The sequence below is a fragment of the Oceanisphaera profunda genome, assembly GCF_002157895.1.
Lineage (GTDB): Bacteria > Pseudomonadota > Gammaproteobacteria > Enterobacterales > Aeromonadaceae > Oceanimonas > Oceanimonas profunda.
In genome coordinates this window covers 327,052-353,265 of record NZ_CP021377.1, presented here as the reverse complement: position 1 = coordinate 353,265, position 26,214 = coordinate 327,052, and the positions used below count along the sequence as shown (strand labels likewise).

Annotated in this window: 22 protein-coding genes; 8 read left to right on the top strand and 14 right to left on the bottom strand. The window is 48.4% G+C overall.

Features of this window, described 5'->3' with window-relative positions:
* Nucleotides 1-78: 78 nt before the first annotated feature.
* Both CBP31_RS01555 and CBP31_RS01550 read right to left on the bottom strand, forming a co-directional pair.
* On the bottom strand, nt 79-1,932 hold the full coding sequence (locus tag CBP31_RS01555) for an amidohydrolase (protein WP_087034562.1): 1,854 nt from the start codon (nt 1,930-1,932) through the stop codon (nt 79-81).
* A 125-nt stretch (nt 1,933-2,057) separates the two neighbouring features.
* Entirely contained in the window at nt 2,058-2,864 is an 807-nt protein-coding gene (locus tag CBP31_RS01550; RefSeq protein ID WP_087034561.1) for an AraC family transcriptional regulator, read from the bottom strand.
* A gap of 357 nt (nt 2,865-3,221) precedes the next feature.
* Between CBP31_RS01550 and CBP31_RS01545 the strand changes: the two genes are divergently transcribed.
* A complete protein-coding gene (locus tag CBP31_RS01545) occupies nt 3,222-4,193 on the top strand; it encodes a bile acid:sodium symporter family protein (protein ID WP_227875230.1) in 972 nt (323 codons plus the stop codon).
* On the opposite strand, the gene CBP31_RS01540 is transcribed toward CBP31_RS01545, so the two are convergent.
* Nucleotides 4,177-5,340 carry a Na/Pi symporter gene (locus tag CBP31_RS01540; protein ID WP_087034559.1) on the bottom strand — a complete coding sequence of 388 codons (1,164 nt, stop codon included), beginning with the start codon at nt 5,338-5,340 and terminating at the stop codon, nt 4,177-4,179. The genes CBP31_RS01545 and CBP31_RS01540 overlap by 17 nt on opposite strands.
* Nucleotides 5,341-6,272: 932 nt before the next feature.
* Between CBP31_RS01540 and osmY the strand changes: the two genes are divergently transcribed.
* From osmY to cobO, 4 genes are all read left to right on the top strand, one after another.
* The gene (osmY, locus tag CBP31_RS01535; protein WP_227875096.1) at nt 6,273-7,031 is read left to right on the top strand and encodes a molecular chaperone OsmY; all 759 of its coding nucleotides are present in this window, start codon (nt 6,273-6,275) and stop codon (nt 7,029-7,031) included.
* Between the two features lie 170 nt (nt 7,032-7,201).
* Nucleotides 7,202-7,366 (top strand): DUF1328 domain-containing protein, encoded by a 165-nt coding sequence (locus CBP31_RS01530; RefSeq protein ID WP_087034558.1) that lies wholly within the window; start codon nt 7,202-7,204, stop codon nt 7,364-7,366.
* A 102-nt stretch (nt 7,367-7,468) separates the two neighbouring features.
* Nucleotides 7,469-8,299, top strand: coding sequence for a CLCA_X family protein (locus CBP31_RS01525; protein WP_151898773.1), 831 nt, complete (start codon nt 7,469-7,471; stop codon nt 8,297-8,299).
* A gap of 31 nt (nt 8,300-8,330) precedes the next feature.
* Complete coding sequence (gene cobO, locus CBP31_RS01520) at nt 8,331-8,954, top strand: cob(I)yrinic acid a,c-diamide adenosyltransferase (RefSeq protein WP_087034557.1); 624 nt, start codon at nt 8,331-8,333, stop codon at nt 8,952-8,954.
* 316 nt (nt 8,955-9,270) lie between these two features.
* Here the strand turns inward: cobO and CBP31_RS01515 are convergent, their stop codons facing one another.
* Nucleotides 9,271-10,290 (bottom strand): PDDEXK family nuclease, encoded by a 1,020-nt coding sequence (locus CBP31_RS01515; RefSeq protein ID WP_087034556.1) that lies wholly within the window; start codon nt 10,288-10,290, stop codon nt 9,271-9,273.
* An 84-nt stretch (nt 10,291-10,374) separates the two neighbouring features.
* Nucleotides 10,375-11,079 (bottom strand): hypothetical protein, encoded by a 705-nt coding sequence (locus CBP31_RS01510; RefSeq protein ID WP_087034555.1) that lies wholly within the window; start codon nt 11,077-11,079, stop codon nt 10,375-10,377.
* A gap of 823 nt (nt 11,080-11,902) precedes the next feature.
* Between CBP31_RS01510 and CBP31_RS01505 the strand changes: the two genes are divergently transcribed.
* Nucleotides 11,903-12,085: a hypothetical protein gene (locus CBP31_RS01505; RefSeq protein ID WP_087034554.1), complete on the top strand. Its 183-nt coding sequence runs from the start codon at nt 11,903-11,905 to the stop codon at nt 12,083-12,085.
* A 183-nt stretch (nt 12,086-12,268) separates the two neighbouring features.
* Here CBP31_RS01505 and CBP31_RS01500 read toward each other — a convergent pair whose 3' ends face one another.
* Together CBP31_RS01500 and CBP31_RS01495 are read right to left on the bottom strand one after the other, a co-directional pair.
* A complete protein-coding gene (locus CBP31_RS01500; RefSeq protein WP_087034553.1) occupies nt 12,269-12,733 on the bottom strand; it encodes an IS1096 element passenger TnpR family protein in 465 nt (154 codons plus the stop codon).
* Nucleotides 12,734-12,852: 119 nt separating this feature from the next.
* Nucleotides 12,853-14,358, bottom strand: coding sequence for a Na+/H+ antiporter NhaC family protein (locus tag CBP31_RS01495; protein ID WP_087034552.1), 1,506 nt, complete (start codon nt 14,356-14,358; stop codon nt 12,853-12,855).
* 423 nt (nt 14,359-14,781) lie between these two features.
* Here CBP31_RS01495 and CBP31_RS01490 point away from each other — a divergent pair, with 423 nt between their 5' ends.
* Nucleotides 14,782-16,509 (top strand): potassium/proton antiporter, encoded by a 1,728-nt coding sequence (locus CBP31_RS01490; RefSeq protein WP_227875095.1) that lies wholly within the window; start codon nt 14,782-14,784, stop codon nt 16,507-16,509.
* 89 nt (nt 16,510-16,598) lie between these two features.
* Here the strand turns inward: CBP31_RS01490 and CBP31_RS01485 are convergent, their stop codons facing one another.
* From CBP31_RS01485 to ppnP, 5 genes are all read right to left on the bottom strand, one after another.
* Nucleotides 16,599-17,123, bottom strand: a complete 525-nt coding sequence (locus CBP31_RS01485) for a rhodanese-like domain-containing protein (RefSeq protein WP_087034550.1) — start codon at nt 17,121-17,123, stop codon at nt 16,599-16,601.
* A 194-nt stretch (nt 17,124-17,317) separates the two neighbouring features.
* Complete coding sequence (locus CBP31_RS01480) at nt 17,318-17,767, bottom strand: YtoQ family protein (protein WP_087034549.1); 450 nt, start codon at nt 17,765-17,767, stop codon at nt 17,318-17,320.
* Between the two features lie 660 nt (nt 17,768-18,427).
* Nucleotides 18,428-19,513: a PQQ-dependent sugar dehydrogenase gene (locus CBP31_RS01475; protein WP_227875094.1), complete on the bottom strand. Its 1,086-nt coding sequence runs from the start codon at nt 19,511-19,513 to the stop codon at nt 18,428-18,430.
* A gap of 355 nt (nt 19,514-19,868) precedes the next feature.
* On the bottom strand, nt 19,869-21,086 hold the full coding sequence (locus tag CBP31_RS01470) for a hypothetical protein (RefSeq protein WP_151898772.1): 1,218 nt from the start codon (nt 21,084-21,086) through the stop codon (nt 19,869-19,871).
* 499 nt (nt 21,087-21,585) lie between these two features.
* Nucleotides 21,586-21,900 carry a pyrimidine/purine nucleoside phosphorylase gene (ppnP, locus tag CBP31_RS01465; RefSeq protein ID WP_087034547.1) on the bottom strand — a complete coding sequence of 105 codons (315 nt, stop codon included), beginning with the start codon at nt 21,898-21,900 and terminating at the stop codon, nt 21,586-21,588.
* A 261-nt stretch (nt 21,901-22,161) separates the two neighbouring features.
* On the opposite strand from ppnP, the gene ovoA reads away from it, so the two are divergent.
* Nucleotides 22,162-24,276: a 5-histidylcysteine sulfoxide synthase gene (gene ovoA / locus CBP31_RS01460; RefSeq protein WP_087034546.1), complete on the top strand. Its 2,115-nt coding sequence runs from the start codon at nt 22,162-22,164 to the stop codon at nt 24,274-24,276.
* Nucleotides 24,277-24,384: 108 nt separating this feature from the next.
* Here the strand turns inward: ovoA and CBP31_RS01455 are convergent, their stop codons facing one another.
* Both CBP31_RS01455 and CBP31_RS01450 read right to left on the bottom strand, forming a co-directional pair.
* Entirely contained in the window at nt 24,385-25,125 is a 741-nt protein-coding gene (locus CBP31_RS01455) for a DUF6969 family protein (protein WP_087034545.1), read from the bottom strand.
* 7 nt (nt 25,126-25,132) lie between these two features.
* A complete protein-coding gene (locus CBP31_RS01450; RefSeq protein WP_227875093.1) occupies nt 25,133-26,047 on the bottom strand; it encodes a c-type cytochrome in 915 nt (304 codons plus the stop codon).
* Nucleotides 26,048-26,214 lie beyond the last annotated feature (167 nt).

Genomic DNA, 26,214 nt, shown 5'->3' with positions numbered 1-26,214 from the left:
AGCACCCAGTCGCGAGAATGGGTGCTTTTTGCTTTTTGCTTTCAAATTTTAGCGTTCGCTTTTCTAACTGACGCGGGCTTAAAGCGCTGCTTTAACGACGGGCTTAGGATAAACAGTGCGACCTTCTTTAATGGTTTCTAGCACTTTGATCTCTCGGATCTCGGCCATCGGCACTTTAAGGGGATTTTTATCCAAAATAACTAAGTCTGCTAGCAAGCCGGCTTTGAGTTTACCTTTGCGTTCTTCTTCAAAAATTTGATAGGCGGGGCCCGTGGTTAAGCCTTGCAAGGCAGTATAGGCATCTGCGCGTTCAGTGTCACCTAACACCACGCCGTCGCGGGTTTCTCGCGCCATGGCAGACCACAGCACAAACAGCGGATCGAGCGGCGTCACGTTAAAGTCGGTGTGGTTTGAGGTCACTAAGCCTTTGGCCTTAGCTGACATCAAAGGGCTGATAAAACTGGCTTTTGCTAAGCCGACGTTAGCAATGTGCACATCACCCCAAAAGTACGCGTGGTTGGTAAAATACGAAGGCGCTATGCCTAAGCGCACATAATCCTCTAGCTGCTCAGGGCGCTGAAACTGGGAATGTATCACTACCGTTCGTGCATCATCAGCAGCAGTAACGCCGGCGGCATCCACGGCCTTAATGGCTTCATCGATAGTGGCATCGCCATTGGCGTGAATAAAGACTTGAATCTTATTGTCTACCGCGGTTTTTACTATGTCGGCAAAGCTTTGATAAGGCAGGGTGGTTTGGCCGCGCCAGTCTGGCTCGCCGTTAGGACCCCCGGTGAGATAAGGCACACTCATATAGGCGGTTTTACCCTGGGGTGAGCCGTCTTGGGTAATTTTAAGGCCTTGTAACTTAACGCCATTTTGATAACTGCCAAGTGTGTACTTAGGGTTATTTAGCCAAGTTTCCAGCTCGGTAAAGCTGAGCAAAGAGGCGATATCCAGATACACCCGTTCTTGTGCCGCCGCCTTTATTAAAAAGTCCGCATCGGCCAGATGACTAAAGCCTTCTTGGGCATGGGTATACCCTTGGCTGGCATACATTTGCTGGGCTGAGTCCATAAGCGCCAATTGCTCCGCTTCACTGGCTTTGGGCAAATTACTAAACACCGGCAGATAGGCGGTTTCCATTAACAAACCCGCCGGCTCATTGCTGTCTGGCAGGCGGGCAATAATGCCGCCCTCGGGCGTTTTAGTGTCGGCGTCAATCTTGGCCCACGCCAAGGCTTGGGAATTCAGCACGGCGCCGTGGCCAGAGACGTGGATCAGCAACACTTTATGATTGGGGAAGCGCGTGTCTAAGTCTAACTTAGTGAGATGGCGCTGCTCGGTTAACCCCATCTGGTCATAACCCCAGCCAATTAGCCACTCACCTTCTGGAATTTGGCGCTGTTCTTGAAACGCTGCCAGCTCATCGAGCAAGCTGTTTAAGTCGGTTACTTTACCTACCGGTGGGCTCGCCACATTCACTTGGTTGACCATGTTCAGCGCAAACATAAAATGGCCATGGGCGTCGATAAAACCGGGTAACAGAGTGCTACCTGATAAGTCGATGATTTGAGTGTCTGGGCCTTTTAATGTTTCAAGCGCCAGCCGGGTGCCGGTTTGTTGTATGTTACCGGCGCGCACCGCGAGGGCTTCTACGTAGTTTGCTTGCTCGCCGTCCATGGTGAGAATGTCACCATTGGTATATAAGATGTCCGCATAGGGCTGAGTGCTATGAGTGTCTGCGGGGGTGATGGAGTCTGCAAGGCTAAAGGCGTCAAGGTTGGGCGGCGTTGCCGCCACTGGCACGCCCGCCAATGCAGAGCTTGCAGCACTGAGTAACAAGCCACTGCACAATATATTCAGCGATAGGCTCAGTAAGGTACGAGGGTGAGATTTAGGTGCAAGAGCCAAAGCTGAAGTCCGCGTCATATCAGATCCTTTGATATTAGAGAGAAAAATAACGTCATGTGAGCGCAGGCATAGGGAGCCAGCGGCGCAATAAAGTGAAATGATTAAGCTAATGCGCTTTATAAGACGGTGCAAGTATTACCTGCTTAACACCTTATTTCAGCCTTGGTTTTTAAATACTCGCCTGGTGGGCTGCCGAGCAAGGCTTTAAAGGCGGCAATAAAGGCCGATAAGCTGTCGTAGCCACAAGCCAAGGCGACATCGGTAATGCGTTCACCGGACTCTAATAAAGGCAAAGCCGCCAACAGCCGACTGCGCTGGCGCCATTGGCGAAAGCTCATGCCGGTATCGCGTTTAAAGGCACGGCTCAGTGTTTTATCGCTCACGCCCAATTGCGCACTAAAATGCGCCAATGGCTGGCGACAATCCGCATGATCCGCTAAATAACGACACAGCTCGGTTAAGCGCGCATCCACCGGCCACGGCAACATTAAATCACTGGGCTGAGCTTGGGCTAAGCGGTCCAGTAATACCGCCACTAAGCGACCTTCGGCGCCGTGCTCGTCGTACTCCACGGGCAACAGACTAAACGCCACAATCAACTCTCTTAACAGCGGGTCAATCTCCAGCACTTGGCAGTGCTGCTGGCCTAAGCTGTCGGCGGCAATATACAGGCTGCGGATAACAGTATGTGGTGAGCAATGCACGCCATGTTCAATGCCGGGCGGTATCATAATGGCCCGCGTGGGCGGGGCCACAAACTGACCGGTTGGCGTGTTCACCGTTATCACGCCCTTTAGTGCATAAGATAACTGGGCCCACGGATGGCGATGGGGCGTGGCAATGGCATGGTTTGGTAAAGACACCACTTGGCCCAGCACCGGGCGGGGCAGGGTAGTTAAGGCGTTCAGTTGACTGAGTAACTGTTGTTGAGGTGTGAGATGTGTGTTCATGGCCAGATAATGCAGAACCGGCCGTCGATTAACAATAGCGCCAGCTCAACAAGTGGCCGTGGATAGTATTTTTAGTCTGTTGCCAAACCAGATCCTGACGTGCGTCAGGAAGACGGCATAAACCCATAAGACACACTTCCGTCATACTGGGCTTGCCCCAGTATCTGCTCTAGTTACTAAAACCCGCTCCTAACGTTCCTCAGGAACACAGCTGATCTTTAAGCCACACACTAAGCGTTTCGCTATGATTGTCTCTTTAACGACACTAGTGGACCTAATGGCGATAAACCGCGAGGTGGTTTTAGGGTAGAGTGCGGCATCTGTTGAGAGGAGAACCCCATGTTTGGCTACTTACGCCTGCTGTTTGATAATTTTACGCTGATCTTGTTAGCCGTAGTGGCCACCGCCACTTTGTTGCCTGCCCAAGGTCAAGGCGCGGTATTTTTTGATGGCTTAACTGTGGCGGCCATTGCGTTATTGTTTTTTATGCACGGGGCCAAGTTATCTCGCCAAGCCATTATTGCGGGCATGATGCACTGGCGACTGCACACCTTGGTTTTTGCCTGTACCTTTTTGATGTTTCCAATTATTGGCTTGCTGGCGAAACCTATGCTGCTTCCCCTAGTGGGCGACAAGCTTTATATGGGCATACTGTTTTTATGCGTTTTGCCCGGCACCGTGCAATCGGCTATTGCGTTTACTTCGCTGGCCGGGGGCAATGTGCCCGCCGCCGTGTGCAGTGCCTCTGCCTCTAGTATTATTGGCATTCTACTAACCCCGCTGTTGGTGGCGCTATTAATGCAAGTTGATGCCTCAGAGGGGGCGTCTCCTTTACGCTCTATCGGCTCCATTAGCATGCAGCTGTTACTGCCCTTTGTGCTCGGCCATGCCATGCGGCCCATTATTGGTGACTGGGTGGATAAACATAAAAAAAACCTAAGCCGCCTCGACCAAACTTCCATCTTGCTGGTGGTATACACAGCACTCAGCGCTTCTGTGGTAGAGGGGTTATGGAATACGGTCTTGCCTAAGACCTTGTTGGTACTCACGCTGGTGTGCTGTGTGTTATTAGCCGTGGTGTTGTTTTTAACGGCTTGGCTGGGGGAGCGCTGTGGCTTTAGCAGAGAAGATAGGATCACTATCGTATTTTGTGGCTCTAAAAAGAGCATGGCCACCGGTGTGCCCATGGCGCAGGTGTTGTTCGCTGGGCCTTTATTAGGGCCGGCGCTATTACCTTTAATTATTTTTCATCAAATTCAACTGATGGTGTGCGCGGTAATGGCGCAACATTATGCCCGCCAAGGAGAAGCGCTTAGAGCCACTGGCTAATGCCGACCACCATCAGTGGCAGGGCAAAGAATACTCCTCCGATATAGCCTGCCACATAAGCCTTGTTGCGCTGGGCCAAGGTGGCCAAAGTCTCGGCCATTACCAGCGGAATCTGGCGCAAGAACGGCAGCACATAAATAACGATAATCGCCAGCAAGTTAAACAACAGATGCACTAAGGCAATTTGCAGCGCCACCGTGGCTGTAGCGCCGCTGATGGCGGTGGCCGCCAGCAGTGCTGTGATGGTGGTGCCGATATTGCTGCCCAGTATGAAGGGGTAAACCTGCTTTAGGCTAAACACGCCGGTGCCGGCCAGTGGCACAATCAGTGAGGTGGTGGTGGAAGACGACTGCACCAGCACGGTGACCAGAGTACCCGACGCCATGCCCGATATAGGGCCGCGGCCCACGGCGGTATGCAGTATATCCATGGCACGGCCTACCATCAGGGTGCGCAGCACCTTACCAATCTGGGTTACCACTATCAGGATCAAACCGATGCCGACCAAAATCAAGGCTACGCCAGACCAGATGCCGGGCAGCCAGCCCACGCTGGCTTTCAGTATGTCGGAAGCAGGTGTAAGCAGCACCTTCATGAAGTTCATGCCGCTCATGCTGGCGCTGGCATCGCTGACCAGCAGGCCGGCAAGATACTCGGACGCAGTGGCAAGCGGACGGAACAGCAGCTCCAGCGGCAGCAATATGGCCACGGCCAGAATGTTGAAGTTGTCATGCACGATGGCGGCAGAAAAAGCCCGCTTGAACTCCTCGCCATTACGAATATGACCCAGGCTGACTAAGGTGCTGGTCAGGGAGGTGCCGATATTGGCACCCATGATCATGGGAATGGCGATGGAAATAGGCAGGCCGCCGGCAACCATACCAACAATAATGGAGGTGACTGTGCTGGAACTCTGGATAAGGGCCGTGGCCACTACCCCGACAATCAGCGCGATACCCGGGTTGGAAGCAAAGGCAAACAGCTCTTTGGCGTCACTGCCGGCGGCGGCCTTAAAGCCGGAGCCGATGGCGCCCACTGCGGCCAGCAGCATATAAATCAGGAATGATACCAGCAGCCAAGACAGCCAGTTAGACGGTGCGTTACTTTCTTTTGCAGAGCCGGGAAGGGCGGTGGTTTGAAAGCTCATCGTGCATCCTCATCTCAAAGTTGGCGCCACTATGCCCACTCTTTGTGACGGTTTTATTACAATGCGACAGTTTCATTACAGTTGCGCTTCGCTTGGGTCTTTTTGGGTCCAAATAGAGATACATTCGAGTCATAAATTCGCTGCTGACGGTTTTGTTAACCTTTTATACAACAACCCCAACTAACTATGTCAGCGATCTATGCAGTGGCTCTATAAAGGCAGAACTAAGGTTAGGCTCCACCGCCGCGCTGCAAGCACATCCATCGGGCTAGCCTACCTTGGCGTTACGCATGGCTTAGATCTTATCGAACACCCAGTAAATATTCGCCGCCAGTTGAACCGTGAGTGTCATTAATCCGCAGCCAGTAGGTGGAGCTGGTTGTTGGTTCGACTTTTACATCGCTACCACAGATCTGAGGTTATGAATTTGATATTAATATATCCGTAATTAATTTATGGTTATTTAGGAAATATTATAGAGTGATACGATTTTCTTATCTGTTTTGCTTGTTGTGATATAACGCGACTGTACAGCCATAATATAAGTGTGCTTGTTAGGTTTAGTTAGGTTTTAAGGAATTAATATTGTTAACAGCAGACAAATCCTGACGCTAAACTTTGATGTTAATGACGTGATAGTGCTTATGTAATAATGATCAATGCCGCTTTCGTCAATTTAATGACTCTTTATTTCAAATCTAAGTCATTGATTTTTATTATTTATTATATTTTTATTGTTGTTTTCTGTACGCGAGGTGCTTGTTAGTAGAGTTTTATTCTAGCCACGAAAGATAAAATTTATTAATTTTACTACTTGAACTGATTATCAAGCTGGGCTAGATATAAAAGGGCACGAAGCGAGAGACTCTTAATGTTCGTTTCAATTGCACTTTATAAAACAGTGTTCATATCGCAACTAGAGGAAAAGAACGATGAAAAACTTGAAATTTTCACCTTCAATCATAGCTGTTGTGTTGAGCTCCGTTTTAGCAGGCGGCAGCGCCTATGCAGCAGACCCCGCTGATGAGCATACCAGTATGATGGCGACCGATGTTGAGAACGCGGCCGAGCGTACCGGTGACAAACTCGATAATGCAGCCGATAAAGCAGGTAATGCCATCGAGAACACAGCGAACAAGGCGGGTAACGCCGTTGAAAATACTGCCGATAAAGCTGGCAACCTAGCTGAGCGGACCGGTGATAAGGCAGAGCGTGCTGCCGAAAAGACCGGTGATTTTATGGATGACAGCCTGATCACCACTAAAGTAAAAGCAGAATTGCTGGATCACGATGCCATTGATAGCGAAGACATTTCGGTAGAAACCGAAAAAGGCGTAGTGACCTTATCTGGCTTTGTCGCCAGCCAAGAGCAAATTAAACACGCAGTAACTGAGACCGGTAAAGTAGCAGGCGTAGTGTCAGTGAACGACAAGCTGAATGTAACAGACAATGCCGACCAGTCACTGAAAGAATATGCAGATGACGCCATGGTAACCAGTGCCGTTAAGGCCAAGTTTTTAGCTGATGATGTAGTACCCGGTCTGTCGGTATCGGTAGAAACTCAAGACGGTGTAGTGCAGCTTACCGGCGAAGTAGAAAACCAAGCCCAAGCCACCCAAGCTGAAAATGTAGCTAAAGGTGTGGATGGAGTAGTAAGCGTTAAAAATGACCTCACCATTAAGCAGTCATAACACAACATTTAGCGCTCCATGCTGACCTTACAGGGTCAACTAACATTACAGGCTTAACACTGCTCCCAAGTAAAATTGGGAGCCCAACAAAGAAAGTAGGACAAGTTATCGTCTGCTACATTTATAACTGAACAGACGACAGGCACTTCCACTCGAGTAAGGAGCAGTTTATGTTTCGTTGGGGAATTATATTTCTAGTGATAGCCCTCATCGCCGGTGCGCTAGGCTTTGGAGGCATGGCAGGTACGGCTGCATGGGCAGCAAAACTGGTCTTCGTAGTGGGTATTATCATATTCATTATCAGTTTGATCGCGGGTCGTCGTGGCGCACCCTGACCAATAACAGCCGCGCTTTAGTCTATGCCGCAGTGCTGTTAAACTAAGTTTTAACAGCACGCCGAAACACAATAAGTGGCATTAACGTAAGTGGCAGTAGATGTGACAAGAAATGTAACAACAGATAAACACACCGATAATAGCGAGACTCAGTCTCGCTATTATCGTAATGGGCCCAATCACAGTCACGGCGAGCTTATTGATTTTGTGCAAGTACGTCGCCAGTTTGATTTTCGCAGCATTGAAATTGGCCGTTGGGTAACCCGCCCCGAGCGTGAACGCGCCGCCGGATTATTTTATGATGCCCTGTGCGATTTGATGTTGATCTTACAAGGCCCAGAAGCGCTTATTTCATTACGCGGTAATCTTTCATTACAATATGGCATTGGCGGTCGCCCTGGCGTATCTGCCCATTACTACCCTGCCACCCGCACCTTTTCTCTCGCTAAAAATGCCGGCCCCGGCAGTATCGCCCATGAATGGTTTCATGCCTTTGATCACTACATCGCTGCTAAAAGTATCGCTCCTAGCAGTCTGAGCAGCGCCAATAATCGTGCCTTTGCCTCGCGGGCTTGGTTAGATAATGCCCCTACCATAAAGCACCCGATCAACAGCCTATTATTTGATTGCTTTAAGGCTATTCTGCTTGATGAAACGGGCAGCGAGCCCAGCCCTTTATTTATGGCGTCCGCCGCCGCTGACAGCCAACTTAACACCCTTTATTACAGCCAACCCGAAGAGCTGTGCGCCCGCGCCTTTGAAGCCTTCGTGCAAGATGCGATAATCAAAAACGGGTTTTTAGTGAAAGGCACTAAAGCCACCAAAGAAGCCGAGTTAGGTTTATATCCTCAAAGTGAGCAACGTCTGCGCATTAATGCCGCTTTCAGCCGTTATTTTCGTACTTTAGGCGCGGCACTGAGCCAGCAACCTTAATCATATTTTTGTTACCCGCATAAGGAACATCATGAGCGAATCTCAAGACGACAGCCGCGAGCAGATTAAAGCCGAGCGCCACCAGCAACGCCAGCAAAAAGTAAAAGAAGCGGTGGATGCCAAAGTGGCCGAGGCCCAAGAAGAGCGGGGCGTGCTGATGGTGATCACCGGCAACGGTAAAGGTAAAAGCACCGCCGGTTTTGGTACTGTAGCCCGCGCCGTGGGCCACGGTAAAAGTGCGGCCGTGGTGCAATTTATTAAAGGCGGTTGGGAATGCGGCGAGCGCAACTTGCTGCAAAAAGTCGGTGTGCCTTTTGTGGTGATGAACACCGGCTTTACCTGGGACACCCAAGACCGTGAAAAAGACATGCAAGCCTGTGAAGAAACCTGGGCGCCCGCCGAGAAGATGCTTAGCAATCCCAGTATCGATCTGGTGTTGCTGGATGAGTTAACTTACATGGTGGCTTACCATTATCTGGACTTAGAGCGGGTAATAACTGCACTGAAAAACCGCCCCCCACACCAGCACGTGATCATCACCGGCCGCAGCTGCCACCGCTCCCTGATTGAATTGGCCGATACTGTCAGCGAAATAGAGTCAGTAAAACATGCCTTCGATGCCGGCGTAAAAGCCCAAGTCGGGTTTGATTACTAACACAGAGCGAAAAGACATTTTTGCAACGGAAGAATGCGAAACCCGCAGAAAAATAGAGATCAAATCTGAAAAACATGGGATTGGTAAGCGGCAAGGCACAATTCATTACTTAGCCATATTGTTACCAATCTGATGCTTTGGCTTTTTCGACCTTATCTCAGCTTAATTTTTCCGCGCATTCCGTTGTAGATTACTTTTAATATTTTTTAAATTGTCACTTAAATTAAACATTTTAATTAATTTACTCCAAACTCTCTCTGCTGACCATATAACCTCTCAAACTGCGGCTGCGAAGCAGTCTGGCAGCCTTGACTTGTTATTTACGACGCAGATATTTGTTAAGTTCTTCGACTAGCTCAAGTGCTTCATTTTTTGTAAGGTAAGGCACTTTTATAGTTCTTGCCCAAAAGAAACTTTTGCCTGTTGTTGAGCTAACTTCTGAAAAAGGCATAGCCAACAACTTTCCACCTTGCCGACTAGGGATTGGAGTTAAAAACTCTACATCTCTATACAAAGTTTCACTGTCGGGCGTTTTTACTTCACTTTTTACTTTTGCAGCCGCTATTAAACCGCACCATTTGTGTGAAAAGAAAACAATATCCCCTACATGCACATGATGAACAAACCGTTTTGCATCTCCATACGCTTCAACACGACTGTTTTCCATCATTGACCAGATAGAGCTTTCATCCCAACTGCGATTTGTATCAAACAAAACACCTTTCACATCGCTTGGGTTTTTGTGAATATCATACGGAAGTGCAAAAAATTCAAAGTGTTTTTGTCCTGCAAGCTCGTAAACTCGATATGGTAAGAAATCAATGGATATACCATTTTTCTTCCAGTAATCCACAGACGATATTAATGATTCGTCAGCTGCACTACCAATAACCAGAAGGTGCTGATTGTTATTGATTTCCTTTGGTTCTAATTCATGCTCAAGGCTAAAAGCTTCTCTATGGGCTGAAACTAACGAAACGGTACTATTGCTATATTCTTCAAATTTTCTAGCTAACTTTTGATAAGTCCACTGACCTGCATCTTGCGCATATCTAAGCGCTTGATGGACTGCATCTTTACCGGCTGAGGCACGTTTAAGCTCAAATATAACTAACTCACCTCTTTCATTTAGTGCATATATATCAGCCTCTGCTTGCCATTGCCTTTCCTGAAATATAGGCATCAACTTAGCATCCTCAAATAACACATCTAAAATGCTATTTGCGATTAAGTTTTCTAAATCTTTTTCAAGTTTTCCGAAGCTAGAAAAATCCTTGAATTCAACGGGATCTAATTTTTGAAATACACCTGCTTTTTCTTCTATTTTATAGAGCATTTTTGCCTTTCCATGAGTATATAACGCCCGCAGCACGGGAAAATTTGTAGCGCAGCGGAAAATTTTTCCCTGTGCCTGCGTTTGTTATGCGCTGCTGCCATTTGGCAACCTAATTTCAAGCTGGCGATTGAATTCATCGGGTGTGATCACTTGGGTAGTAATATCTCTCAGATCACCAATATTCATTGTGTAAATATCTGGGTCTCGATGCAGATTAGCGAGAACCCTATATTCCCTTTGGTGGGAAAAGAAGCTTCGTTTTTGAAATCCATGCTTTTCTTTTGGTAACTCACCATTAAATGTCATCTCATCGAAATAATCGACCAGCCCCAACTTCCCATCAACATTTAATGATCTTACCTTCTCTTGGCATCGATTTATGAATTCTTGTGCGTTTAAAACCGCCACACAATAAGCACCTAAGCCATAACATGCTTCGTGTATTTCCAGCGTGCGTTTGAAGTCCTTAATCGTTTCTGCCGAAACAGTTTCATGTCCTTGGCTATTGAGGGAGTATATACAGAAGGCATTGTTTTCAAGAAGCTCGTTGCTATGAATCGCTATTGGAGATGCAATTTCGCTACTAGGAATTTCGTGACCACTTACTTCTAGCTTTATTTTATCTGGCTGATACCAAGCAACCACCCCTTCCATCTGGTCGCCTCTAAGTTCACCTGATTCATCTTTATGTTCCTTAAACATACGAATAGTCTGCATATAAAGATCGCCTTTTCTAAAGGCTTCTGCATGAAACTCTTCTGTAAATATTTTCACAAACGCATATATCATGCACGATCCCTATTTACGCATAACATTTTTAATACTGCGCATGCGCGTTTTCACTCATAGCGCTTGTAGCAAGTTTCACCATAAACTACTGATTACATATAACTTTAACTTGCTATGGCATCCTTACTAAATGATCAAAACACGCATGCTCGAATTGTCCGCGTTTAATACCGAGTATCAACGCTACCGATTTTTCAACGCATTGATTTATCTAGTTTTATTTTAAAATTCTATTGTAAACGCGCATGCTCACTGTACTTTTTGAGCACAGTCAGTCGCCTTAGTAAGCTTAATCGCGGCAAAGCAGACTACTGCTGAGGCCTTTTATTAAGTTTTTTACACTGAGAACAGAAACTAAAACTGAATTCAAATGAAGCTGGATCATTATAAGCAGTGAGTGGCTAAATGGAAGGTGATGATCGCTAACTGGCTGTCTTTAGAAGGTGAGGATGACAATACAAAAGATCACTTAGTGTGCAGCCTTAAGCACCGGAGTGGTTTGTTAACGTTACCAGCAGAAGACTCAGAAACTAATAAGAGGCGGCTGGGATAGCCTCAGCCGACCATCACATGACAAGGATGTCATGTGTTTGAGCGTCACAGGGATTGTGCTTGAGCGAGTCGGAGGAGGTTACCCAGTTGCCTCTGTGCTGATTGGCAAAAGTGTGATTATTTATTACTGGTAAGTAATGCTGCGGAACAAACGTGGATTTTGTCGTTGCAGGATCTTAAAGATTCAAGACTCCTTCAGCCACCGTCTTGGTGCTTGGTTTTGACCGTGTAGGTGGCCTTATTTTCGGTAATGAGAGCATGAACCACGGTTTTGCTTGGTGCTGTTTTTAAAAGCATCCAGCTTCGCTGGCCCGGCGAACAAGTTGCCGGCTACAAGTACGACATCTTTCGTGGCTGTCTCTTCGGTGAAGAGGACTTCGCCACGGTTTTGCTTGGTGTTGTTTTTAAAACCACCCAACTTCGCCGCGGTTTAGAATTTGGCGATCCACAGTAGTGATGATGACTGCACGCAGCTCCCTGATTGCCTTGGCCTTGTGTGCTGCTCCGGCGTTTGCCGAAAGCGTAAACCACGGCCCATCATACAGTGTCGCAAAAAAATCGATTCAGTTCGCGCAGCAGGCAAGCGCCATGCTTGCCTGCATAAAATGTGCGCAGTTATTTTAAGCGCGAGCGTGGTTTACAGGATCCTTACCTCATAGGTGCTGCGATCATTATCACCTTCATTATCTTCGTCATAGTCGGGGTACTGCTCCGGCTTGGTGCCGGTTTCGGCGAGCATGGCGGGATACTCGCGCCCCGGCTGTGGCTCTTTAGGTTTCTTGCGTGATTTGGACACCTGAAACACCCAATCGTCGCCAAAATCAAACCAATAGAACAGCTTCTTGCCTTTAGGTAACGGGAACAAGGATGCTAAGTCGGCATCTAGTGAGTTATGCTCATCGTCAAAATAGATACGCTCTGAGCCGAACTCTTGGCGAGAGATGAAAAACGCATACATGTGGTCGTTCTCAAAATCGACCGCGTCTTGAATGACGTCATGTAAATCATGCAACGACATGTTTTCTGCTACTTCTAGCTCACACGCCCACTCATTTTCTGCATAGATTCCCGAAACAAGCTTGATGGATAAGCTAATAATCATAAACGCCTCTGGTTTGGTTCACAGTAAATAAGCTAATAATAGCTGCTTGGCATAAAAGGCTAAAGGCTAGACCGGTGTTGATAAAAAAGCCCCAGCAAAAGATGCTAGGGCTTTAACGATTAGGCGGTTGTTGCCTGCAGACGATGGGTTTGCCAGCGTGACAATGCAATAACCAGTACCAACTGAGTGGCAATGGCTGCCAGCAGAATAAGCGGGCTTTCTGCCCAGCCAGCGACCAAAAAGCCAGCCAGTGCAATGCTGCCGTTAAGCAAGGCATAAGGCAACTGAGTACGGAAGTGCTCAAATTGATCACAGCCCGAGCCGGTAGACGACAGTATGGTGGTTTCTGAAATAGGCGAACAATGGTCACCAAACAGGCCGCCCGACAGCACGGCACCAATGCAAGCATATAGCGGCGCGTCTATGGCGATGGCGGTGGGGATCACCAAGGGAAACATAATGGCGAAAGTACCCCAAGATGAGCCGGTGGCAAAAGAAATAATCGCCGACAGCAAAAAGGCCACTGCGGGCACCAGCCAAGCAGGAAAGCCCGATTGTGCCTGTTCGGCAATATAAGCGGCGGCGCCTAAGTCTTTACCGACACTGCTTAAGGTCCATGCCAGTATCAGCACTATCGCCACCTGCATCATGTTGCTCATGCCTTTAAGGTAGACGGCAATACCGTCGGTCACTCGGCGCACCCCGTAAGCAGCCATTAAGATAATCAGCGTCATGGCCGCCATAAAATAGGCGGTGGAGAGTGCCGCGCGAAACACCGAGCCCGATACCTTTTCAAACGGAAAGCCCAGTGGCCCCAGCATGGCGGCTAACACGCCAGCCATGACCAACAGCGGCGCCCAGACAAAAGAAGCTTGTGCATTGTCGTGGTGAAACAGGGTTTGCTGTTCAATAGGGCCACTGGCAATGTCACCGCGCTCGGCGGCGCGTTCGGCATCGGCCATGGGGCCAAAGTCTAATTTCTTAAAGGCAATTAAAGGCACTATGGCCACCGCCAGTACTGCGTAAAACTGGAATGGAATAGCTGAAATAAAAGCTTCCCAGTCAGTTAACGGCAGCTCAAGGGCATTAAATTCCTTTTGTAGCAGGCCCATGATGTACACGCCCCAGCCGATAAAAGGCACCAAAATGGCCACCGGTGAAGCAGTTGAGTCGATAATAAAGGCTAGTTTTTGGCGTGATATTTTAAGTTTATCGAACAGTGGGCGAAATACCGGGCCCACAATTAAGGGCGTACCCAAATCGGAAAAGAAGATAATAATACCGCCCAGCCAGGCCGCAATTTGTGCACGAAATTTGGTGCTTACCCAGTGGGTGACCTTGCGCGCAAAGGCTTGGCCACCGCCAGACTGCTCCATTAATGCCACAAAGCCACCGATAAACACCAGCAACACCAATACGCCCGCGTTATAGCTGTCGGTCAGCTGTCCGACCAAATGGTCTTTGACCAAAATGCCAAAATTATCCAGCGGATGATGCCAATCGTTCAGCATGACCACGCCACTCGCCACACCGGCAAAAAGACCGATCACCACATTGCGGGTGCCAAGAGCGAGTAAAAGAGTGATCACGATGGGGATCAGTGAACTGATGTGGGTTGGTTCCATGTGGTTTTGCTTCCTGAACAGATGGACACTAACTGGCAAGGGCCAGACCGCGGGCTTAAAAAAGTAAACAGGCGCAGAACTGTAAAGAAGCAGAGCATGACGCGCAACCGGATCGTGAAATTTAATAATAAAATATGCAGAGTTGGAAAATATCTAAGCTTTAATGGACCTACATGGTGCACTATTTAACGATAATACAGGCTACTTTAGAATAGTTATGCAGTCAGATCTTAGTCATTTTGGCTAAAGTGGGCGTAAAGGCCATAACAGAAGCGATAGCAGACGAGTCCAGCCACGAGATAAAAGATAAATATGTAAATTTTTGCATAGTTAGTTTTTTAATTTAATTAAAAATTCACTTTCATTAAATAGGTAAGGGTATGATATAACTACAGTATCTAAAACCCTGTCGGAATGTCTTCATTGGAAAATCTTGAACATCTCTTCTTACTGGCTGGGATCTTGCTGTGTGTGAGTGTGCTGGCCACCTTATTGTCGGCGCGTTCCGGTATTCCTATCCTGCTTATCTTCTTGTTTGTTGGCATGTTAGCCGGTGAGAGTGGCCCTGGTGGCATTGAATTTGAAAGCTATACCTTGGCCTACAGCATAGGTAACTTGGCGTTGGCCATTATCTTGCTGGATGGCGGTATGCGTACCCGCATGGACACCTTTAGGGTGGGCCTAAAACCGGCGTTGAGCATGGCCACCTTAGGGGTGGTGGTGACCAGTGGCGTTACCGGTGTCATTGCGGTGTATATTCTCGACCTCAGCTGGTTACACGGCCTGTTGTTGGGGGCCATTGTGGGCTCAACGGACGCGGCGGCGGTGTTCTCTTTGCTCAGCGGCAGAGGCATGCACCTTAACCAACGCGTTGGCGCCTCGCTGGAAATTGAGTCGGGCACCAACGACCCCATGGCGATCTTTTTAACGTTGACCTTAATTGGCCTGATCACTGGCGACATGAATGGTATCGGCGAAACGCTATTATTTTTACTAAGCCAGTTTGGCATTGGTAGCGTGGCCGGTATTTTGGGCGGCATGCTGTTAGTGCAAATGATCAAACGCTTTGAATTAGCCCCCGGTTTGTACCCCATATTAGTGATGGGATTTGGTCTAACGTTATTCGCCTTTACGGCGCTATTAGAGGGCAGTGGCTTCTTGGCGGTGTATTTGGCCGGCTTAGTATTGGGTAACTCTCGCCTGCGAGACATGGAGTCGATTTTACCAGTGCTGGATGGCTTGGCATGGCTGAGCCAAATCGGCTTGTTCTTGGTGTTGGGTTTACTTATTTCGCCGGCGGATATGTGGGCCATGGCATTTCCGGCTATTTTGATCTCCTTGGCACTGATTTTTATTGCTCGGCCTTTTGCGGTGCTGGTGTCTTTGGTGCCGTTCTTTCGCTTTAATCGCCGAGAAATCGGCTTTATTTCTTGGGTGGGGTTACGCGGAGCCGTGCCGATTGTACTGGCCATATTTCCGCTGATGGCCGGTTTGCCCGAAGGCATGATGCTGTTTAACGTCGCCTTCTTTGTGGTCTTGGTGTCTTTGTTAGTACAAGGCTCCACCATTCCGCAAATGGCACGGCTATTAAGAGTGGAGGTGCCGCCGGAATTAGCGCCGCGTCGCCGCTCTATGCTGGGTATCTTCCAAGAAGACGACTTTGAAATGTTCCTCTATACGGTGAGCAGTGAGGCGATAGACGGCGTTGTGGTGCGCAACCTTACCTTTCCGCCTCATTGTCGAGTAGCAGCGGTATTTAGAGGCGAAAATCTGTTGCCTGCCTCTGGCAGCACGCGGCTCGCCATGGACGATGTGTTGTGCGTAATCGGGCGCAGCAATCACCTTAAAGTGCTGAACAATATGTTTGGTGGTGATCTGGACGCGGCCCGCAGCAAGGCTCGTGCCTTCTTTGGTGACTTTATTCTTGATGAAGACGCGCGTATGGGTGATATCGCACTTATGTATGGCGTAGATGTAGATAGCAGTGAAGAAAATTTGAACTTGGGTGAATTTATGCTCACGCACACCAATGGCCACCCGGTAGTGGGTGATAATTTTGTGCGCTACGAGATGATTTGGACCGTGGCCGACGTAGACGGCGATAAGGTGTTAAAAGTGGGCTTGCGTGAAGATGAAACCGATAAGGTTTAGGCTGTTAAAACGGCAGCTTGCAGTAAAAAATGGCTGATTGAGCGAGGCATAAATACCTGTAATCAGCCGACATTAAGGCTTTGCTAATGTTAGTCGGCTGTTTTTGCTAAGGTATCGAGCATTGGTTCAGTTAATGACGAGGTCGCCACAGCCTGACTGTATAAACTCGCCGCAGTTGGCGGGTTTTGGTCATATTGCTCATTTTGGCTAAATGCAGCACTTTCTCTAAAAGGTTCACCTTGATTAAGTGCTTCAGTAGGGAGCAGCTCATTTTGTGCCGTGGGCGTACTTTGCACTGTGCTTTGGCCATGTTCTTTTAACCCCGCTAAATCACCGCTGTTGGTCACCTGTACATAGCCGAGCGTTTGCAGCGCTTCTTGGGCGCGTTGGGCTTTAACTTGGTCGCGGTCATAGAGCTTAATCGGTGTGTTTTTATCCGGGAAGCGGGCACTCACGCCACGAGCAATATAGGTGTGTGGAATATGAATAGCTTCCACTAGGTGCTCAAGAGCATAGTCTTGCTGGCTGGCGACATCTACCCACACGGCTTCGTTGGCCAGTGACGAGCCGCTAAAGGCGATTGCCGATGTTAATGCCAATGTCCAAAACTTCATGAGTGCCTACCTTACATACCAGTGAGCGGTGAGTGTAAAGCAGAAGGGGGTTGGGTGGGGCGGCAAAAGGACGGCAACCGACAGAAGTCGGCACAACAAAAAATCCCCCGCAGTACGAGGGATTCTTTTGGTGCCAATTGGCGCACGTTCTACGCCAGTTCGGCAAACTTCACGTCATTTATGACAACACTTATTTACGACAATAGGTAAGACAAAATCTCGACTACTTGCTCAGGCTGGCGACAGGTCGCTTTAGCGGCTTCGTCCACTTCTTTAAGCGGATGATCCAGCTCAGAGTCATGCAAAGTAATAATAGACTTGCCTAAGGCTGACGCAAAACCTGCATCAAAAGCCGCATTCCACTGCTTGTACTGAGGCCCAAAACGCACCACTACAATGTCGGCTTCTTTAATTTGGGTAGAAGTACGAATGCTGTTAATGCCAGACGCTTTACGGTCACGCCAGAAGTTATCTTCTTCGCTACCTAAAATATTTACGCCTACCATGTCACTGGCATCGTGATTGGTTACCGCTGAGGTAAAGGTCACAGCCAAGCCTTTGGCTTTAGTACCTTCGATAATACGCTCACGCCAGTCACTGTGAATTTCACCTGACAGATACACGTTCCAGATTTTCTGCGTCATTATGTATTCCTTGTTGCTCACAAAAGTAATTAAAACTAAGTCCAGTTGTTAAATGTTAACGCATTATGAGCACAAGATCAGCCCCCAAGAAAGCGGTACGCCTTACGCGGTACGTCTTACGTTACAGACAAACACCGAAAGAGCCGTGAAGGGTGAAGAGGCCGACTGGAAGGCCATCCTCAAGCCAGCCCGCATATTCAGTCTCTGTTTCGCCTGTGATTTTGCATGTGCCTAATCTCAGGTTTTACTATTAAATATCCCTTTCAGATCTGATCCCTATTTTTCTGTGCTTCTCGTAAGTAAAGAGTCGTGTATTCCGTGGTAAAAATAGCTTTTGGTGCGATGTTTAAACCGTGAAGGGTGAAGCGTAAAGGGTGAAGGGGACGACATGGAGCAAAGGCCACTCCCAAACCAGCCCGCATATTCAGTCTCTGTTTCGCCGGTCACTTTTGCTTGGGTCTAATCTCAGTTCTTACCATCAAGATCTCAGTCAGATTTGCTCCCTATTTTTCCGTGTATTCCGTGGCAAAAATAGGTTTTGGTGCGGTGTTTAAACCGTGAAGGGTGAAGCGTAAAGGGTGAAGAGGACAACATGGAGCCAAAAAACATACCCAAACCAGTCAGCATATTCAGCCTCTTTCTTTGTCTTAACGGGCTTACTCACTGATCGGTGGCGGGCAATAACTTAAGCAGCTGTCCATTTGCTGCATCGGTTAACAGATAAATACCGCCGTCTTTCGCTGCTACTAAGGTGCGGATGCGCACATTTAGCTCGCCAAGTAACGCTTGCTCATTCACGATCTTTTGGCCGTTGAGTGTGAGCCGTACCAGTTTTTGCCCCGCCAAAGCGCCCACCAGTAATGAACCCTGCCAATGGGGAAATAATTCTCCGCGATAAAAAAGCATGCCAGAGGGCGCAATAGAAGGCACCCACACCCAAATCGGGTCTGCCATGCCTTTAAGATGCGTACCTTGGCCTATGCTACCGCCGCTGTATTCCCGACCATGGGTCACTAAGGGCCAGCCATAATTGGCTCCGGCTTTTATGATGTTCACTTCGTCACCGCCGCGCGGGCCGTGCTCGTGCACCCACAGCTCACCACTGGGTGGATGAATAGCGGCCCCTTGAATATTACGATGCCCATAGCTCCAAATTTCGGGCTTGGCGTGGGGAGTATTGATAAACGGATTATCAGTCGGCACAGTGCCTTCGTCATGCAAACGCAGGATTTTTCCCAGATGATTATCTAGCTGTTGTGCTTTATCTCGCGCGTGATAACGCTCGCCGGTGGTAATAAACAGATAACCTTGAGCGTCAAACACCATACGTGAACCAAAGTGGGCACTGCCTGTGGTTTTAGGTTGTTGTACAAAGATGACTTCTAGACTGCTTAAGTGGGTGTCAGTGAGCTTGGCCCGCGCCACGGCTGTGCCAGCACCGCCTTTGCCGGGCTGGCTGTAACTGAAATACAGCCAGCGGTTTTCTGCAAAATTAGGATGCAGGGCTAAATCCAGCAAGCCGCCTTGGCCAGCGCTCACCATCTTGGGCAGGCCGGCAATCAGGGTTCGGCTGCCATCGGTATTTAAGCGCAGCAAGCGACCACGGCGCTCGCCCACTAATAGCTCGCCACTGGGCAGTTCAACCAAGCCCCACGGGTGGTGCAGCCCTTGAGCCACCGTTTGTATTCGATATTCGGCAGCCAGCGGCGTGACCAGCAGACTTAGTAACAGCAGTAGCATACGCATTAGACTCTCCATGGGGCGGGCTAATAGTGGCTTAGTGTGCACTAATTATAGCGAGACGGATGGTGAAAGTTGGATTCAATACGGTCTTGTTGTGCGCGCCAACCTCTTTATAGTTTCTATAGACGATTAATATCAGAGAGTGTCTCTTCAATAAGTGTAAGGTGTTCAATTAGCGTCATGAAAGGCTCATCAGACAGGAGCTATAATTAGGTCACAGACCGCTAATTCATTAAAATTAAACTAAAAAATGTGATTCCGCCTTGAGGTGAAATTGGCGGTGCCTGGAGCGACGACTGAGCTCAACTATATTTATCAGGCTAACGCCTAACCTAATAAGATAGGAGCTGTAGATAATTTAGTGTGATTTTCGTACCAGTTTTTCAATAACTCCCTCTTTTGACAAGGAAGCGAAATAAACATCATTTTTAAGGGTGTAAAAACCGACGGTACCACTATATTGCCACTCATAAGAGTCTTCTATTAGCGCCTGCATGGAAATGCTATTTGCGTTTACCTCAAATAAGGCAAAGCCCGTTGGCGCTGTGGGATACATAAGCTCGGATTTTTTATCACCTAACTTGATTGCAGGGTGGGCTTCACGCACAAAAGCTTTCAAACCCTGTTTTTTAGCAGTCACCATTGCGTTTTCATTTATCACATATAGTACTCCCTTATTGAGGTGCGTTGTCGCGCTCACCACAAAGGATTTAATGGATTCAATATAGCTCACTTCATATGTGTAATATTGAATGTTTTTATTTAATATAATTGGCTGCTTGATAAGTTTATTTGTTTTTGGATCATAGATGGCTCCCATTAATTCTGCGTATGTTTCCCCCTCTACAAAACGTTGCCACACCAGCATAGTACGATCCGCAGAGGCGGCAATCATTGGCCACCAATCACGTTGGTTGTTTAGCGTGGTAATTTTTTTCGTATGTAATTTGTTACCGCTAGCGGTATAAGCGGTGACCCACACCTCTTTTCCTGAGCCCAAATTATCTACGCCACCGCCTTCTATCCAATCATCTGACCAGAAAATAACATGTTGTTCATTGGTAGAAGCCGTATGCCCTGAATGTCCGCCGTCTTTGACGGTCTGAGGGTATTGTTTTACGGGATGTCCTTGTTCATCAAAAATAGCAAAGCGTTGGGCGACCTGATTTTTTGCCTGATTACCATCTTCAAAGGTATACATGCGCATGCCGTTTTTGGTTTGACTTACACTGACAGGCTCCTGCGCTTCTGGAGCGGATATCAGCGTGCGTATGGCTTGGATAGCGGGGGTTTGTGCGTTTAACGTACTGGTATAAATATCATGATTCCAGTTTCCTTCTTTGGTTACCTCATCAGATGCCGCTGACCATATTAAATCGTAATGCCCATCTGCTCGCTTTGCGAGATTGATGCCGTGCATATAAGCTCTAACATCATCTGCTTGCTCAATAGATTGCTGTTCAGAAACTGTAGAAATACTTACCACCTTATAAGGGTTCGTCATCTCTGCCTGTGCAGCGCCTAAGATTGCTAGGGCTGTGAATGAGAAAACTGCACTGATTGAAAATTTCATCATAGTAATAAAACCCTTGTGTTGAATTTTACTCATTATGCGAGTGCATTTATCAAAGTAGTGCCTGATACAGCAAGCTTAACGCCATGCCAACTACAAGAAAGCGTGGCAGGGGAAATTTTCATTTTAACGGGCTGCTGTATTTTTACCTACGTTGTGCCCACCTACTTTGTAAACGTTAAGTAGTCCGCTTTAACAGCGATGGAAACAGGGCTTAACCTAATAATTTTTTGCAACGGAATCCACAGAAGAACACGGAACAATAAAGATAATTTCGGAAAGATATTTTATTTGTAAATTCTTAACTAAAGCAGAGCCCGACTGCCTTAGGTTTGCTGTTACCAATTAGAATTATTGATACTTTTCGAACTTCTCTCAGCTTAATTTTTCTGTGGGTTCCGTGGATTCCGTTGCGAGAGCTCCTTAGCTTTAAAGCAAGCTAGCCACAGAATCCACCACATAAGTTATGCAGCATTACTTAGCGAGTAAAGGTTCGAGCTGATTAGTCGTAGTAAGAGCAGCAGTAGTCCACCAGAGTGGTTACTTTTAAGTTAAAGCTTGCGTTGGCCGGTACTTCAAAGGACTCACCGCCTTTAATGGCCAGCCAAAGCTCTGAGCCTGGCAGTTGCACTTCCAGCTCGCCGGCCAAAATTTCCATCAGCTCGGCTGCTGCCGTGCTAAAGCTATATTCACCGGGCAGCATAATGCCTAAGGTTTTGCGGCTGCCATCAGCAAACTGAATCACGCGGCTGGTGACCTTGCCGCCGTCGTACACATTGGCCTGCTTAATTACGGTAACATTGCTAAATTGTGTCATGATACTTCCTAGTGAGAGATGAACAAAACAGGATTAAAGCCGAGGTTAACACCAAGGATAAAGAACAGCGTTATAGCACAGCTGTGGCGGCTTTAAACCGATTTTTAACGTAGACCCGTGGGTCTTAGTAGCAATATAGTTGGACTTGCGTGGCGCCACGAAAGAGAGCCGCTACTTCACGGGTCTGATGTGTATTGTGAAATGCGCGCTGAATTTTCTCGCATTTATATCGTTGAAAATTAACAAGCATCAAGGATGAACATGGAAAAACTAACAGAGGTGGTGAGTAAAACGCCGTTACTAACCGGCAGTTCAGTGGCCGCCAAACGCGCTGAAATTCGCAACTATTTTCACCACACCTTTAGCCAGTACGAAAGCCTGTTTGACTGTATTAACAGTGATGAAGCCTATTATGTACGTGCCGAGCCACTGCGCCACCCTTTGATCTTCTATTTTGGCCACACGGCCGTATTCTTTATCAACAAGCTATTACTGGGTAAATACCAACATCAGCGGGTGAACGAACGCTTAGAGTCCATGTTTGCCATTGGCGTGGATGAAATGTCCTGGGACGATCTTAATAGTGCCCACTACGACTGGCCAAGCCTAGCCGACACTCGCCACTATCGTAACCAAGTGCGCCACATTGTGGATGCGCTGATCACTGATATGCCCCTTAGCTTGCCCATTACCCAAGACTCACCGGCTTGGCTTATTTTAATGGGCATTGAGCACGAGCGCATTCACCTGGAAACCTCGTCGGTGATTATGCGCATGTTGCCCCTTAAATATCTGGACGCGCACCCTCAGTGGGCGGCGTGTAGCCAAGCGGGCGTGGCACCCACAAATAGTTTGTTACCGATAGCGGGGCAGACGGTCACGCTGGGCAAGCCCAGTTCGGTCGCCACTTATGGCTGGGACAATGAATACGGCCAAAAGACCGTGGACGTGGCGCCCTTTAAAGTGGCGAAATTTCTGGTGTCTAATGGTGAGTTCTTAGACTTTGTGCAGGCGGGCGGCTACCAAGACGCTAAGTGGTGGACGAGCGAGGGGCAAGGTTGGCTAGAATTTACCGGTGCCATCATGCCGCGTTTTTGGCGTTATCAGCACGGCGAATATCTGCAGCGCAATTTATTGCAAGAAATGCCGCTGCCGCTGGATTGGCCGGTAGAGGTGAATTACCTCGAAGCCAAGGCCTTTTGTAACTGGAAAGCGAATCAGACCGGCCGCCATATCCGTTTACCTACCGAAGCCGAATGGACGGTGCTGCGCAATCAGCTCGACACGGATCAACCCCATTGGAGCCAAGCGCCTGGCAATCTTAACCTCGAGCATTATGCCTCCTCTTGCCCAGTTAACCGCTTTGAACACCAAGGCCTGTGCGATATCGTCGGCAATGTGTGGCAATGGACCGAATCCGCCATCGATGGTTTTCCCGGCTTTGAAGTGCATCCTTTATATGATGACTTCTCCACGCCTACCTTCGATGGCCAACACAATTTATTTAAAGGCGGCTCTTGGGCATCGACCGGTAACGAAGCCTCTCGTTACGCGCGTTATGCCTTTCGTCGTCACTTTTTTCAACATGCGGGCTTTAGATACCTAGAGTCCGACAGCGCTGAGGTGCCAGTGGAACCGGTTAATACTTACGAAACAGACGAACTTGTCGCCCAATACTTAGAGTTTCACTACGGTGACACTTACTTTAATGTGCCCAATTACCCTCAAGCTTGTGTGCAGGCTTTGCTTAAGCACACCCCTGAGTTAAAACACGCAAGGGCGCTGGACTTAGGTTGCTCCGTGGGTCGCGCCAGTTTTGAGCTGGCATGCCACTTTGATCACGTAGATGGCATCGACTTTTCGGCACGTTTTATTCAGCACGGCTTTCAGTTAAAAGAAACCGGCCACACCCGCTTTGCTATTCCGACCGAAGGCGAGCTAGTCGAGTTTAAAGAGGTCAGTTTAAGTGATTTAGGCTACAGCGAGCTGGCTGATAAAATTGACTTTGTACAAGGCGATGCCTGTAACTTAAAGGCACGTTTTAGCGATTATGATCTGATATTTTGCGGCAATTTGATCGACCGTTTATACGATCCGAGCTTGTTCTTAAATCACATTCATGAACGCTTAACCGCTGGCGGTTACTTGGTGTTAACCTCACCTTACACTTGGCTTGAGCAATACACGCCGAAAGACAAATGGCTGGGCGGCATTAAGGTGAATGGCGAAAATGTTACTACCCTAGACGGCTTAAGACGTTTATTAGGCGAGCGCTTTAACCTAGTGGCGCAACAAGACGTGCCGTTTGTGATCCGCGAAACCCGCCGCAAATATCAACATACCCTAGCCGATATGACGGTGTGGCAGTTGAAGTAACGGCAGAAGCAATAGCCGTTAGCGGTCAGCTTTCAGTCTAAAACAGCGCTGCGGGTAAAGACCAAACAGTCTTTACCCGCGGCGTTTTTAATTATGACGTTGTTGTCATTAAACCAACACCGCCTCCAGTTCGGCTAGCCAGTCATCCACCGAAATAGCGAGCTGGCCGGTGATCTCTAGTTGCCGATTTTCAAAGATGTCCTGCTCTGGATATTGCGCCTGCCACTGGTCGATCACCGCATCGCGGTGCACCAGCAGCGCTTCTATATGGGGGCGGAATAACACCAGCATGTTGCTCAGCCAAATATTCACCGGCCAAGACGGATTAGCATGATCGATAACAAAATTATCCAGCATGGAGATTACCGCTGCTGCCGGATACCAGCTTTCATCGGTCACCCAGCGATTACAGGCGAACAGGCTTGAGGGGTATCCCCAAGCGTCCATAGCAATGGCAACCAGATGGGCAATCGCCTGATCTCCTTGGGGCCAAGGCTCACTGGCTTGTGGGTAATTCCGCATACAGAGTTCGGCGGGAATGGCGGGCGCACGCAAAAAGGTGTGGAAGTGGCCATGCTCCTGCTCACCACCACGATGAGCGTGGTAGTAATATTGGCTGTGGCTGTCTTTATCCAATACATCGTCTAGGGGATAGTGGGTCATCTCAAAAAAGGTCCCTTGGCCTTTAAGCACTTCCCCGACGATATTAACTCCGCCTTTGCTCATTACTCGATAACATTCCCGAATTTGGGCACCAGCTTCACGTAATCGATGTATGTCTGCGGTGGGCAGGCTGACTGCCACCGGTACTACTAGTTTGGGCAAGGGTTGAAGTGTGCTGCTTGTCATAGGCATCCTACTGTGACTTAGCCGCGCAGGGGTTTTTAACGGCACAAGGGTTCTTTACCGCACAGGGATTAGCCTTACAGGGGCTTTTCATTGCACAAGGTTTTTTCGTCGCGCAGGGATTAGCCTTGCATGGGCTTTTTATTGTACAAGGGTTCTTCATCGCACAGGGATTTTTTGCCGCGCAAGGATTGGCTCCACTGGGTGAATAGCTGGTTTGCTCGGTTTGGACATAGGCGACCAAGGCGGCTAGCTCTTTTGAATCCCACGCTAAGGGCTGCGTCGCCATGGGGGACATCATACAAATTTGGATCATTTCATCCAAATGCACCTGACTCAGACCAAACTGATCTTGCGCCATCGCCACCGGATGGGGATACGCCATGGCAAAGCTTGCCTGATACATCATCTGGCTTTGATGACAGTTGCTGCAAGAAAGGCCATTGCTGCTTAGGCTGGTATCGTTAAACAGCGCCTTACCTAGCGTTACCAACTCGGCGTTATCGCCTTGGTAAGGTTGATAATTATCTGGGCGTTGCACGGCCTTGGCGGCACAGGGGTTCACTTTTGCCGGTTTAGCTGCACAGGGATTTACTTTCGCCGGCTTAATGGCGCAGGGATTGGCCGAACACGGGCTTTTCATCGCGCAGGGGTTCTTGGTCGCACAGGGACTCTTCACGGCGCAAGGATTTTTAGTCGCACAAGGATTTTTGGTAGCAGACTCGGCGGCACTGCAGGGACTAGCAGCACAAGGATTCTTGCTCATGGCTAACTGTTGCACGGCATTCTCTTGAGCTACATGCCCCCCCGACTCAACGGCTTGCACAGGGCCTGATAGTGCAAGCGCCATCAGGGATGCGGACACTAAGGCGGCAACGGGGGTAATACGAAAGTGAGATGCTGAGTGAAAATGACATAGACGCATGATGGTACTCCTTAAGATAGGGTCTTCCATAAAGGCACCGCATAAAAAGTGCCTTGCGTACTAATAAGACGCAGCTAACAGCCTAGTTGTTACAAAAGCTTTACAAAAACATTACAAAAGTTATTACCGGATCTGCTTATTGTTATTGGCATCTTACGCCAGCGGCC

What these genes read in the sequence shown, in the direction of transcription:
- CBP31_RS01485 (WP_087034550.1), bottom strand. Translation starts at nt 17,123, where the DNA reads ATGAAGTTTTGGACATTGGCATTAACATCGGCAATCGCCTTTAGCGGC.
- osmY (WP_227875096.1), top strand. Translation starts at nt 6,273, where the DNA reads ATGAAAAACTTGAAATTTTCACCTTCAATCATAGCTGTTGTGTTGAGC.
- CBP31_RS01475 (WP_227875094.1), bottom strand. Translation starts at nt 19,513, where the DNA reads ATGCGTATGCTACTGCTGTTACTAAGTCTGCTGGTCACGCCGCTGGCT.
- CBP31_RS01540 (WP_087034559.1), bottom strand. Translation starts at nt 5,340, where the DNA reads ATGAGCTTTCAAACCACCGCCCTTCCCGGCTCTGCAAAAGAAAGTAAC.
- CBP31_RS01450 (WP_227875093.1), bottom strand. Translation starts at nt 26,047, where the DNA reads ATGCGTCTATGTCATTTTCACTCAGCATCTCACTTTCGTATTACCCCC.
- CBP31_RS01495 (WP_087034552.1), bottom strand. Translation starts at nt 14,358, where the DNA reads ATGGAACCAACCCACATCAGTTCACTGATCCCCATCGTGATCACTCTT.
- ovoA (WP_087034546.1), top strand. Translation starts at nt 22,162, where the DNA reads ATGGAAAAACTAACAGAGGTGGTGAGTAAAACGCCGTTACTAACCGGC.
- CBP31_RS01550 (WP_087034561.1), bottom strand. Translation starts at nt 2,864, where the DNA reads ATGAACACACATCTCACACCTCAACAACAGTTACTCAGTCAACTGAAC.
- CBP31_RS01530 (WP_087034558.1), top strand. Translation starts at nt 7,202, where the DNA reads ATGTTTCGTTGGGGAATTATATTTCTAGTGATAGCCCTCATCGCCGGT.
- CBP31_RS01555 (WP_087034562.1), bottom strand. Translation starts at nt 1,932, where the DNA reads ATGACGCGGACTTCAGCTTTGGCTCTTGCACCTAAATCTCACCCTCGT.
- CBP31_RS01470 (WP_151898772.1), bottom strand. Translation starts at nt 21,086, where the DNA reads ATGATGAAATTTTCAATCAGTGCAGTTTTCTCATTCACAGCCCTAGCA.
- ppnP (WP_087034547.1), bottom strand. Translation starts at nt 21,900, where the DNA reads ATGACACAATTTAGCAATGTTACCGTAATTAAGCAGGCCAATGTGTAC.
- CBP31_RS01515 (WP_087034556.1), bottom strand. Translation starts at nt 10,290, where the DNA reads ATGCTCTATAAAATAGAAGAAAAAGCAGGTGTATTTCAAAAATTAGAT.
- CBP31_RS01510 (WP_087034555.1), bottom strand. Translation starts at nt 11,079, where the DNA reads ATGATATATGCGTTTGTGAAAATATTTACAGAAGAGTTTCATGCAGAA.
- CBP31_RS01455 (WP_087034545.1), bottom strand. Translation starts at nt 25,125, where the DNA reads ATGACAAGCAGCACACTTCAACCCTTGCCCAAACTAGTAGTACCGGTG.
- CBP31_RS01480 (WP_087034549.1), bottom strand. Translation starts at nt 17,767, where the DNA reads ATGACGCAGAAAATCTGGAACGTGTATCTGTCAGGTGAAATTCACAGT.
- cobO (WP_087034557.1), top strand. Translation starts at nt 8,331, where the DNA reads ATGAGCGAATCTCAAGACGACAGCCGCGAGCAGATTAAAGCCGAGCGC.
- CBP31_RS01500 (WP_087034553.1), bottom strand. Translation starts at nt 12,733, where the DNA reads ATGATTATTAGCTTATCCATCAAGCTTGTTTCGGGAATCTATGCAGAA.